At 32.9% G+C, this 12682-nt stretch carries 8 protein-coding genes and 1 pseudogene; 3 read left to right on the top strand and 6 right to left on the bottom strand.

Annotation, left to right across the window (positions count from 1 at the left end; genetic code table 11):
* Window positions 1–17: 17 nt before the first annotated feature.
* The 6 genes and pseudogenes from atpD to ABWO08_RS06785 form a co-directional block, all read right to left on the bottom strand.
* Window positions 18–1235 (bottom strand): annotated as a pseudogene (atpD, locus tag ABWO08_RS06810) (F0F1 ATP synthase subunit beta); the annotation flags it as partial.
* A 226-nt stretch (window positions 1236–1461) separates the two neighbouring features.
* On the bottom strand, window positions 1462–2886 hold the full coding sequence (locus ABWO08_RS06805) for a G-D-S-L family lipolytic protein (protein ID WP_353084565.1): 1425 nt from the start codon (window positions 2884–2886) through the stop codon (window positions 1462–1464).
* Between the two features lie 28 nt (window positions 2887–2914).
* Window positions 2915–5758: a TonB-dependent receptor domain-containing protein gene (locus ABWO08_RS06800; protein WP_353084564.1), complete on the bottom strand. Its 2844-nt coding sequence runs from the start codon at window positions 5756–5758 to the stop codon at window positions 2915–2917.
* 168 nt (window positions 5759–5926) lie between these two features.
* Complete coding sequence (gene glmS, locus ABWO08_RS06795; protein WP_353084563.1) at window positions 5927–7774, bottom strand: glutamine--fructose-6-phosphate transaminase (isomerizing); 1848 nt, start codon at window positions 7772–7774, stop codon at window positions 5927–5929.
* A gap of 13 nt (window positions 7775–7787) precedes the next feature.
* Window positions 7788–9530 carry a BamH family beta-barrel-assembly machinery protein gene (bamH, locus tag ABWO08_RS06790; RefSeq protein ID WP_353084561.1) on the bottom strand — a complete coding sequence of 581 codons (1743 nt, stop codon included), beginning with the start codon at window positions 9528–9530 and terminating at the stop codon, window positions 7788–7790.
* An 18-nt stretch (window positions 9531–9548) separates the two neighbouring features.
* A complete protein-coding gene (locus ABWO08_RS06785) occupies window positions 9549–10352 on the bottom strand; it encodes a glycogen/starch synthase (protein ID WP_353084559.1) in 804 nt (267 codons plus the stop codon).
* Between the two features lie 107 nt (window positions 10353–10459).
* Between ABWO08_RS06785 and panC the strand changes: the two genes are divergently transcribed.
* From panC to ABWO08_RS06770, 3 genes are read left to right on the top strand one after another with little or no spacing between them, the layout of a single operon-like run.
* Window positions 10460–11308 carry a pantoate--beta-alanine ligase gene (panC, locus tag ABWO08_RS06780; RefSeq protein WP_353084557.1) on the top strand — a complete coding sequence of 283 codons (849 nt, stop codon included), beginning with the start codon at window positions 10460–10462 and terminating at the stop codon, window positions 11306–11308.
* A 14-nt stretch (window positions 11309–11322) separates the two neighbouring features.
* Window positions 11323–11673 carry an aspartate 1-decarboxylase gene (panD, locus tag ABWO08_RS06775; RefSeq protein ID WP_353084555.1) on the top strand — a complete coding sequence of 117 codons (351 nt, stop codon included), beginning with the start codon at window positions 11323–11325 and terminating at the stop codon, window positions 11671–11673.
* A gap of 2 nt (window positions 11674–11675) precedes the next feature.
* Window positions 11676–12635 (top strand): lysylphosphatidylglycerol synthase transmembrane domain-containing protein, encoded by a 960-nt coding sequence (locus tag ABWO08_RS06770; protein ID WP_353084553.1) that lies wholly within the window; start codon window positions 11676–11678, stop codon window positions 12633–12635.
* The last annotated feature ends 47 nt before the right edge of the window (window positions 12636–12682 follow it).

Raw genomic sequence — 12682 nt, 5'->3', positions numbered from 1 at the left:
TATTGAAGTTGTTTTTATTTTTGAAGGATCTCTTTTACTCTGTGAGCACAATCATAATGATCAGCCCCTAAGATTTCTGGAGTTAAAATTCTTGAAGTAGAATCTAGTGGATCTACCGCTGGATAAATCCCTAACTCAGCAATTTTACGAGACAATACAGTTGTTGCATCTAAGTGAGCAAATGTAGTTGCTGGTGCAGGGTCAGTTAAGTCATCCGCAGGTACATATACCGCTTGTACAGATGTAATAGAACCTTTTTTAGTTGAAGTAATTCGCTCTTGCATTGCTCCCATTTCGGTTGCTAATGTTGGTTGGTATCCTACCGCAGATGGCATACGACCTAAAAGTGCCGATACCTCAGAACCTGCTTGTGTAAAACGGAAGATATTATCAACGAAGAAAAGTACATCTTTACCTTGATCTGATCCAGCTCCATCACGGAAATATTCAGCGATAGAAAGACCTGATAAAGCAACACGTGCTCTTGCTCCTGGTGGCTCATTCATTTGACCGAAAACGAAAGTAGCTTTAGACTCTCTCATTCCTGGTTTGTCAACTTTAGATAAATCCCATCCTCCATTTTCCATAGAGTGCATGAAATCTTCTCCATATTTAATAATTCCTGACTCTAACATCTCACGAAGTAAGTCATTTCCTTCTCGAGTTCTTTCACCTACTCCTGCGAATACTGAAAGTCCACCGTGACCTTTTGCGATATTGTTAATTAACTCTTGAATCAATACTGTTTTACCAACTCCAGCACCACCAAACAAACCAATTTTTCCTCCTTTTGCATAAGGCTCAATCAAATCGATTACTTTAATTCCGGTGAATAATACTTCTGAAGAGGTTGATAAATCTTCAAATTTTGGAGCAGAACGGTGGATAGATAATCCGTTATCTCCTGATTTTGGTAAATTTCCTAAACCGTCAATAGCATCACCAATTACATTGAATAAACGTCCATAAACATCTGGACCGATTGGCATTTGAATTGAGCTACCAGTTGAAACAACATCTGTACCTCTACTTAATCCGTCTGTAGAGTCCATAGAGATTGTACGAACGGTATCTTCACCAATGTGAGATTGCACTTCTAATACTAGTATAGTACCATCTTTTTTAGTGATTTCTAATGAATCGTAAATTTTTGGTAATTCTGTGTCTTTAGTGTTGAATACTACATCAACTACTGGTCCGATGATTTGAGAAACTTTCCCTATTGCTTTTGACATTGCTTATGTATTTATTTAATAGCGATTTAGAATTGAAAAAATAATGTCTTTTTTCAGAGTGCAAAGATAATTTTTATAAATAGAAAATCAATAGCGAAAAGTGATTTTTTTTGACTTTTTTTTGACTTTTTTTATAGCATCCAACTTATAACAACGAAATCAATATTGTGCCAACAAAAAAACCACCAACTGGGTTGGTGGTTTTAAAATTTATGCGTTTTGAAAATTATAATACAGCTGGGAACAATATTCTATAATCTCCGAAACTAACAGGAGCCATATTAGAACCATATTTTAAATTAATCGCTGCTGTAAAGCTATTTGCAATTAATGCATATCCTCGAGGTGAAGGATGGACACCGTCTAAAGAAAATGCTCCACCAAAAATAAATTGTGATTTTAAAGTAAACCCATTTGCCGATATACCTGTAGGGGAAATTAATTCATTCATTACAGATTTTAAATCAGCAAATGCTAACCCTTTAGCTGTAGCTGTGGCCTCAATTGTAGCATTATAAAGATCGGTTGCTACTTTAATTTCGTTAGCCTCAGCTGCGCTTAAAACCCATTTATCAACTAATGGAGTTGATGTACCACCACCAGCTTGAAGATGTGCCTGAGTTGAAGCACCGCCAGCACTTAATAATAAATAATCTGCTGAAGTAGCTTGACGCATTTTTATTAAAGCAGGATTTATTATTGTTAAATCTGTAGTTAAATACTCATCAACTATAACTGGCGCATTTTGCCCTACAACAAATGTAATGGTTCTTGCCGTTTTTTCTGCTGGTGTCATTAATCCTAATCCAACTGCGGCTGTCAAAGCATTATTGTATGCTGAATACCCGCTATTTAAAGCAGATACTTGAGCGGCATTTAATGGGATTGCATTAAAAGGTACAGTTGTGAAAAATGGCAGTGTATTTACATAAGGTAAATTCCCTACTACACCTTTTCTTCCTCCCGCTGTTAATTTATTTATCAATCCTGCATATTTATTGTCAAATGTAGCAGGTGCTGTTGGGCCTGATCCAGTTCCTCCAGCTGTTGCATATCCTAAAACATCATTTCCACCAATATATAATGAGAAAAATGTTGGATTCTGCGCAACTGCATCGTCAACAATTGTTGCCATAGGGGTTGAAGCAAATCTAGTGAAATATGGATTTCCTAATGGACTTCCATATCCTGGCATATCTAAATCGCCAACTTTAGCACCAGGAATACCCATATTATTAAATAATCCTGAAAGTTTTGCGGTTATTGAAGTTGTAGAAGGGCCTGTAACTAAAGCTAAAGGCGAGTTCGTATTACCTGTAAAATATAATCTAGGACCAAAGGTTGTACTTCCTGCAAATCCACCAACATTATCCGCCATGAATGGGTTTGTAAATGCGCCCCCGCCAACAGTTGCAAATTGTTGTGCCATAATATTTGGATAAGAAGTTTTTTGCCCTTCGATAAAAAGTGCGTTATCACTAAATCCTGCGGCAAAAGAATCACCAAGAGCTACATATTTGGAAAAATCTGCACTCCCGGCAGTTAATGGTAATCCGTCTGATGAATTTGGCTTTGTTGTAACATCATCATCATTATTACAAGCTACAAAGGTTAACGAAACCAAGAATAGCCATTTTATATTTTTTATCATAATAGTTTAATATTAGTTATTATTGAAATTAAGGATTGATAGTTAGAGATGCAAAGTATTGTTGCCCAATTAATCCAGCTCCAAGAACTTGTCGGTATTCATTTCCGCCAAGATTTGCAGCTCCTAATTTAAGAACTGATTTTAATTTTGGAAGCGCGTAGCTTACTTGAGCATCAATTACAGTAGCAGCATCGATCATACCATCAGCAAAAGTAGATTGCCATAAATACTCGCTATTCCATCTTCCGCTAATATTGAAGCCAAAGTTTTTGAACAATTTATCATTACTAATTGACGCTTTAGCTCTATGTTTTGGAGTATTAAATCCGGCTTCAAAGCTTGGGTCTTTAGATTGATCAAAATCGAATTGAGCATAGTTATAATTAGCACTTAATTCAAAATCTTTATATACTTTTTTAGAAACTCCAAATCCAACTCCTAAAGAGTTGATTTCAATGTTGGTATTAGTATATAATTGATAAGCTCTAGTGTTTCCATTTGTTAATGCATGTACTGATTGTGCGCCTAAATCTGTTGGTCCACCAGCAATATTTGGATTATCTACTGCTTTTCCGTATAATGGTGCAACAACTGTAAGGTTTCCTAAGAAATCATTATATACATTATAATAACCATTTACATCAAATGAGAATCCTTTAATTTGACCTCTATATCCTAATTCTATTGCTTTTACCGTTTCTGGTTTTACTAACCCTGCATTAGATTTTTTTAATAAAGCAGCAGCAGCAACCGGATTAGATCCAGCTAAAGCAGCAAATGCTTGAACTGATGCAGCAGTATATGAGTTGTTATAAGCATTTACTCCAGTCATTACAACGGTAGTTCCTCCTGCAAACGCTTGTCCAACTGGGGTAGCAACAGGTAATGTTTCAGTATATCTAATTAAGTTATCAGGAGCAGAACCTACTAATACCGCACTTCCTACATTAAATCCAATGTATTGATCTTGTGTAGTTGGGTTACGGAAACCAGTTTGGAAAGAACCTCTAAAAGTGTGGTTTTTTTGTGAACCTGCAGAGTAAACTGCAGAGACTCTTGGAGAGTAATTACCATCAAAGTTTTGAGACTTGTCATATCGAATAGACCCTGTAAGTTTCAAACGATCGTCCATTAATTTCTTTTGAGCTTGAGTATATATACCATATTCATTATAATAAATAGGACCATTAGCATCCGTATAAATTCTTCCGAAAGAATTCAATTGGTATTGTCTGAAAGACCCCCCAACTTGAATTTCAACTGGCTTAAAATCATCTTTGAAATTGTAATTAGCATCTGAATGATAAATTCTTGAATTATCAACTAATTTAGATCCTGAAAGTACATCTGGATTTGAAATTACTTTATTAAAAGCCGATTTAAATGCATCAGTACCTGGAATTAATCTGCCTGTATCTGCAGTTGCTCTTGCAGCCGCGTGAGCTTGTGCTGGCGTTGCTCCACCTAAAGTAGATTGAACAAATTGTCCTGCATATTGACCAAACCATGTGGAATCACTTTTCCATGCTCTGTTTACATTTAATGCCGTAAACAACATATCGTAGGAATTACCTCCATCTTCAGTAGTAGTGTACCCTCTTAAGAAGAAATTTTTTCCTTTAAATTCTAATTTATGTTGTTGCATAAAGAAGTCATTCAAGTAATATCTGTTAGCTCCCTGGTATACGGTATTACCGAAACCAAATTTACTTTGCCATATAATTTCTAATTTTTCATTTCCAAATGGTCTTGCGTGTAAAGAGAAATCAACTTTAGCATTTCTAACTTTATTGTCTGTTAAGTCGATCTCATTGTATCCTGTTCTACTCACATTATAATTTGGTAATAAGTTTACAGCTGAAGCAGGAAGTATTCCTAAATTAGCCAAAGTCTGTCCAACATTTCTAATGTTAGTAGAAGCTTCATCACCATAAACATTAAGACCGTTATAGTTATGAAAAGATCTTGTATTGCCTGTTATAGCACCGTTTTGATATTCATTATAGTCTGTAGCAAACCAATCAGTAGCATTTAAAAAAGAAAAGTTTGCTTTTGCAGCAAAGTGCTTATCAAAAGCATGCGCAATTCGAACTCCATAATCAGTATAGTCGTTTGTCCCAGCAGCTTGTTGAGAGGTTTGACCGTATTTAACATAAGCAGTTACTCCTTGGCTTGTAAACGGGCTTTTACTGTTCATAAATAAAATACCATTAAATGCATTTGCACCATAAAGAGCAGAAGATGCTCCTGGAAGTAACTCTACACTTTGAACATCTATTTCAGAAATACCAATCATATTTCCGATCACAAAGTTCAATAATGGGGAAGAATTATCCATACCGTCTACTAATTGCATAAAACGCGTATTTGCTACTGTAGCAAACCCACGAGTATTAATAGATTTAAATGACATACTACTAGTATTCATTTGGACTTCTTTAAGATTTTCTAATCCATCATAAAATGTTGGAGAAGCTGATTTCTTAATGTCTCTAATCGTCATTCTTTCAATAGTAACCGGAGACTCTCTAATTCGCTCTGGTGTTCTAGAAGCAGAAACTACAATATCATCCAGTTTAGTGTCTTCCATTAATAATACTACTTCTACTTTTTTAGAAAGAGAAGTTATTTGTATTTTTTGCGCTGCATATCCAATACTTGATATTTCAATTGTAAATGGAAGTTTTGCAGGAGTTTTTAATACAAATTTTCCTGTTGCATCAGTTATTGCGCCAAGTGATTCGCCTGAAACTTTTACGTTTACACCCGGAATCGGTTCGTTTTTAGCGTCTTTTACTGAACCTGAAATTGTACTTTGAGCAAAAGATATGCTGCAAAAAAACAATGTCAAAATAAAATAATAAATCTTCATTAGGTTTAATTTTAGTTGGTTTAAGTAGCTAAAGTACAAATTTTTTTTAAATTAATAAAAAATGATATAATAATTTTTAAAATTATCAATTTGCAAGCCTAAAATTATCAATAAAAACAAAAAAAGCGAAACATTTCTGTTTCGCTTTTTTATAAATAAAGTATCTTTTTATTCTACTGTAACCGATTTAGCTAAATTTCTTGGCTGGTCTACATTACAACCTCGCATTACAGCAATGTGATAGGACAATAATTGCAATGGAATTGTGGTTAATAATGGAGATAAAGCATCTGAAGTTTCTGGAATTTCAATGACATGGTCTGCCAATTCTTTTACTTGGCTATCCCCTTTAGTAACTACAGCAATTATTTTTCCGCTTCGCGATTTAATTTCCTGAATATTACTTACAACTTTGTCATAATGTCCTTGCTTAGGTGCAATAACAATTACTGGCATTTTTTCGTCAATAAGCGCTATAGGTCCGTGTTTCATTTCGGCAGCTGGATACCCTTCTGCATGAATATAGGATATTTCTTTTAATTTTAATGCTCCTTCCAAAGCTACTGGAAAATTATATCCTCTACCTAAATACAAACAGTTGGTAGCATCTTTATAAATTGCAGCTATTTGTTTGGCAATATCATTAGTTTCTAATGTTTCAGTAACTTTTTCTGGAATTAATTCAAGTTCTTGTAGGTATCTAAAATAATCCGATGTTGATAAAGTTCCTTTAGCTTTAGCTAATCGCAATGCCATCATGGTAAGCACTGTAATTTGTGTAGTAAAAGCTTTTGTTGAAGCCACTCCAATTTCAGGCCCTGCATGTGTATATGCCCCCGCATGAGTTTCACGCGAAATTGAGGAACCTACTACATTACAAACTCCAAATACAAAAGCACCTTTTTCTTTAGCTAATTTTATTGCTGCTAACGTATCAGCTGTTTCTCCTGATTGGGATATAGCAATTACTATATCTTTGGAAGTAATAATTGGGTTTCTATATCTAAATTCAGATGCGTATTCAACCTCAACAGGTATTCTTGTAAACTCTTCAATTACATATTCTGCAACCAATCCGGCATGCCATGAAGTGCCACATGCAATTATTATTATTCTGTCTGCGTTTATAAATTTATCCAAATTATCTTCAACACCCGACATTTGAATTATCCCAGAATTAGCATGAAGTCTACCTCTATATGTATCCTTAATTACATTGGGTTGCTCATAAATTTCCTTTAGCATAAAATGATCGTAACCTCCTTTTTCAATTTGTTCCAAATTCATTTGCAACTCTTGTATATAAGGATCTACTAAAGCATCATCTTTGATTCTTCTAATTTTTAATGGCTTAGATTTTCTAACGATAGCCATTTCTTCATCTTCCAAATAAATTGCATTTGTGGTATATTCTATAAATGGAGTTGCATCAGAAGCAATGAAAAATTCATTTTCTCCAACACCAATTGCCAAAGGACTTCCTAGGCGTGCAACTACAATTTCATCTGGTTTTTTCTTGTCGAATACGCAAATAGCATAAGCTCCCACAACTTGGTTTAAAGCAATTTGAACTGCTTTACCCAGTTTAATATTTTCTTTTTTCTGAACCTCTTCTATAAGATTTACTAATACTTCGGTATCTGTATCCGAAGAAAAAACATAACCTCTCTTTATTAGTTCTTTTTTTAGTGGCTCATAATTTTCAATAATTCCATTATGAACAATACAAATATCCCCCGAATTAGAGACATGTGGATGTGAATTAACATCATTAGGAACACCATGAGTTGCCCATCTTGTATGGCCAATTCCAATGGTGCCGTTTGTAGTAATATCTAAATTTGATTTATCTTCAAGATCTGATACCTTTCCTTTAGTTTTGGAGATCTTTAAATTTTCTCCGTCATAAAGCATTAAACCAGCACTGTCATAACCTCTATATTCAAGGCGTTTTAACCCTTTAATTACAATAGGGTATGCTTCACGATGTCCAATATATCCAACAATTCCACACATAAAAATTTATTTATTATTCTGGTTTTGTATAATAGATTTGTAATTTTATTCTTTTATCATAGTCAGAGTCTCCTGCAGGAATATTACTACCATATAAAACGGTTCCTAAAGGATTTGCAATCGACATAGCTGGAATGTATTTACTTTGAAATAAATTACTTCCAGTTCCACTTGAAAAAGGATTTTTTAAATAAAAGTTGCTGGCAACATTAATATTTTCCGTTACTACTAATCCTAAACGCACATTGGTAGAATCTTTGGTAACACCTACTCCACCGTATTTAATTAAATTCCTAATATGATTTGTAATATTTACTTTGTAAAAAGTTCCTCTTTCATTCGATTTTGCATTTACAATTTTACCTGTTTCAGTTGACAATATACCACCATAAATTAGTTTACTGTATTTTGAACTAATGAAAGAAGTTGTAAAATCAGTAAAAAAGTCAATTATTGGTCTTTTATTAGTTAAATCATATAGAAAAATTCTATTTGGTTCGATAGCATTTGTCATAGCATTTTTATTAATGAAGAAAGTTAAATTTGCATCATTAATTAGCCATTTTTGTTTACCGCCAGCTGGATTTCTTAGATTATCTAATTCATCAGAAACACCATTTGGTGAATTAATTAAATGCCCATCTGTTTTATCGTAACTAATATTATCGGTTTTATCAAATAAATCAATAATTGCCATTGAACCATCACCGCCTTTAAGGAAGAGGTTTCTGTCTCCATTAGTAGGATTAGGAGTTACAAAACCTGGAAAAGAATTTTCATTATTTAATAAATTCACGCAATTTCCTGCTAGATTTAAATTCATTATTTTTCTAACCGGTGCTGCTGTATCTGTAGAGGAAACTTTATCACGATATACAATGGTAATTACACCAGCGGTAAAATTCATCATTGCAAGAGTTCCTTGGTTAGGTGATTCTGCGGCATTCTCTACTTTAAAATACAATCCTTTAAAATAAGTTTTAAAGGTATTGTTATTGTATAATTTGCCAGCAGGAGCTTGTAAAATTTTAGATGTAAAAAACGCTTTGTCTAAATTTAATAACATCCCCGGCGCTTTTCTTTCTGCCACATTTGTATATCCTGGTGTGCCGTCTGAATTTTTCTTATAAAATTTTATTTGTTTTTCACTAAATACAAATTTTTCGTTTTGACTATTGTCAATAACCGTATGATCATACACACTTTTATTATCATTATTTAATAAAACTCCACCATTATTAGCATCAAAATCAGCTTGTTGATTAGAGTAATATTTTTGAAGTTGTTGAAATCCTGTAGTTGGATCTAAACTTTCTAAAAATTTTGTTGACTCATAAACACTTAACTTTATTTTACCAGAACCTTTAAGGGAATCTAAAGTGTATGTGCTATTACCTGAATCATCTGTGCTTACAAATTTACTAAAATACGGTACATATAAATATACAGAGTCAATTACTGGAGTATAAAAAGTTGGATTTTCAACTGCCATAGTTACTTGACTTACAAAGCTTGCCGTTGTTTTTCCAAATATTGGACTATTATAAAAACCAAATTGGTTAATATTTAAATTATTTGTTTGAACTGGTCCAAGAATTTGATTGTAAGCTGTTACATTTGAATACGCTACATCCATACCATAGTGTTCGTCTCCAAGAATTCCGGAACCAATTTCATTGATATCTTTGTCACAAGAAATCAACAAAACAATTAAAAATATAGAAAATAATGATTTAAATAAGAAATTAAATTTCATGTTTTTGTTGTAATAATATTATAACATCTTTTTATAAAAAGTAGTATATGCTTCTGCAAATTTATCTTTCGGAGCGAAAGGTAAAAAAGGTTTTTTCGAAGACTCTATAAATTTTGTTAAACTTGAAGAAAGATTTTCTGAAGCAATAATCACCGCATCCGAATGAGCTATAGAAGTTTTAATAAGGTTTTCATAATTTGGTAATTCCAAATCAGAAATAGCCTCAGATGGAATTTGATCAAATTTGATTTTATTAATCATTTCTGCGTCTAAGTTTCCATCAAAAGATTGCCCATATACTGAAGTAACAATTTTAGTTTCTGAAAATAACGCTTCGTCTTTATAAAAATGTTTCATATATACAGGTAGCATTGATGCCATCCAGCCGTGAACATGAATTATATCGGGAACCCAATTTAATTTTTTTACAGTTTCTACAACTCCTTTTGCAAAGAAAATGGCACGCTCATCATTATCTGGATACATTACTCCATCTTCATCTGAAAAAGTTGCTTTCCTTTTAAAATATTCATCGTTATCAATAAAATAAACCTGAATTCTTTCCTTTGGAATAGAAGCCACTTTAATAATTAAAGGCATATCCACATCATTCACCACTAAATTCATTCCCGACAAACGAATAACCTCATGCAATTGGTGTCTTCTTTCATTTATATTTCCATACCTTGGCATAAAAATTCTAATTTGCCCCTCTTGATCATTTATCATTTTTGGCACGTCATAAGACATTAGAGAGACTTCATTCTCAGCCAAATAAGGCACTACCTCAGATGAAACATATAATATTCTCTTGTCCTTCATAAAAACTTTTATTTACTTATTGGCAATAAAAAACAGGCAAAAATACAAAAATTTATGCAGATAATCACTAAATTAGTAAGTTTGTACCCTTTTTTAATCTATAAGACATGCTCCTTTTTAATAACAAAGTACAATTGACTAAACACTTACAGAGCATTTCTGTGTCTAATTCTAGTATAGGATTTGTACCTACGATGGGCGCATTACACCTGGGCCATTTGTCTTTATTAGAAAAATCTATTCAAAATAACAACCATACTGTAATTAGTATTTTTGTAAATCCAACACAGTTTAACAATCCCGAAGATCTTGAAAAATACCCAAGAACTTTGGAAAGTGATATCCAAAAAATCAAATCCATTTCTGATGCTATTTTGATTTATGCACCAACTGTTGATGATATTTATGAAGGAAATACCGCTTCACGTAGATTTGACTTTGATGGTTTAGAACATCAAATGGAAGGTAAATATAGAGCTGGTCATTTTGATGGTGTGGGTACTGTTGTGAAACGGTTATTTGAAATCGTGAAACCAACAAATGCCTATTTTGGAGAAAAAGATTTTCAGCAATTACAAATCATAAAAAAACTGGTAGAAAAAGAAAATATTCCAGTCAATGTAATTGAATGTCCGATTTACAGAGAAGCTAATGGCTTGGCAATGAGCTCAAGAAATGAGCGACTTACTGCAATTGAAAGAGAAAAAGTTGCTGTAATTTATAAAATATTAACTCAAGCAAAAACGCTTTTTTTAACTGAAACATGCGCTTCAGTAAAAGATTTTGTGACCGAAGAATTTAATAAACATCCCGAAATAGAATTAGAATATTTTGAAATTGCCGAAGAAGAAACTTTAATTTCTTGCGATTCAAAAGAACTTAACAAAAATTATCGTGCATTTATTGCTGTTTTTGTCAACAAAATAAGATTGATTGATACTATTTCACTAAAATAATTTAACTTTGCCCCATGCAAATTCAAGTTGTAAAATCAAAGATTCATCGCGTTAAAGTAACAGGCGCAGATTTAAACTATATTGGTAGTATTACTATCGATGAAGTATTAATGGATGCTTCTAACCTAATTGAAGGTGAAAAAGTTTCTATTGTTAATATTAATAACGGCGAACGTTTTGAAACCTATGCCATAAAAGGAGCACCAAATTCAGGTGAAATTACCCTCAATGGTCCTGCGGCTAGAAAAGTGCATGCCGGCGATATTATCATTATTATTTCTTATGCTACTTTAGATTTTGAAGAAGCAAAAACTTTCAAACCTTGGCTCGTTTTTCCTAATGAAAACGATAATTCCTTGAGATAATTTTGAAAACACACCTAAGTAAATGGTTGTCAATTGTGATTCCTATCTTATTAGGGATCCTAATCATTATTTACCAATATAATAAATTTACCGATGCTCAAATTGAAGAAATTGTTGGCTATTTTAAAAACGCCAATTATTACTTTGTCATTCTTTCTGTTATGGTTGGTTTTATGGGAAATACACTTAGAGCCTATCGATGGAAATACATGTTAGACCATCTTGGTTATAAGTCAACTTTTGCTAATAATTTTATGGCTGTAAACATTGGTTACCTATTGAATTTAACAGTGCCAAAATCGGGTGAAATTTCTAGAGCAGTTATAGTAAAAAAATACAACAACATCCCTTTTGATAAAGGCTTCGGAACCATTGTTGCCGAACGCATTATTGATATCTTTTTCTTATTATTTTTCATGCTTTTAGCAGTTCTTTTACAATATAATATTGTGAAAGCTTTTATTTTAGATAAAATTCCAGTGCAGCTTTTAACCGTTTTATTTATTGCGGGAATGGCATCTTTAATTACATTAATTTTAGTTTATAAATATTCTAAAATTAAAATGATTTTAGTTTTAAAAGAAAAAATATCGGGATTAAAAGAAGGGCTGCTTAGCGTAGTCCATATGAAAAAAAAGGGGGCCTATTTTTTTCAAACAATATTAATTTGGATGTCTTATGTACTAACCTACGTAATTGCCACAATGGTAATTCCCGAAACTTCAACGCTAACTATTGGAGCAATAATGACCTCATTCGTTGTAGGTAGTATTGCTATTGCGTTTACAAATAGTGGCTTTGGAGCCTACCCATTTCTTACCTCCAAAATTTTATTATTTTATGCCATTGCAGAACCAGCTGGAACTGCTTTTGGTTGGATTATTTGGACTTCTCAAATGCTTATGATCATATTTTTAGGAGTACTTTCCTTTATTATGCTCCCTATTGTAAATAGAAAATAATTCTTATCTTGCTTGTTTTTAAAACCGGTCTGTTTTTTGAATTACTA

This window comes from Flavobacterium sp., assembly GCF_040383245.1.
GTDB lineage: Bacteria > Bacteroidota > Bacteroidia > Flavobacteriales > Flavobacteriaceae > Flavobacterium.
The sequence above is the reverse complement of the archived record's forward strand: the minus strand, read 5'-3'. Positions and strand labels throughout refer to the sequence as shown.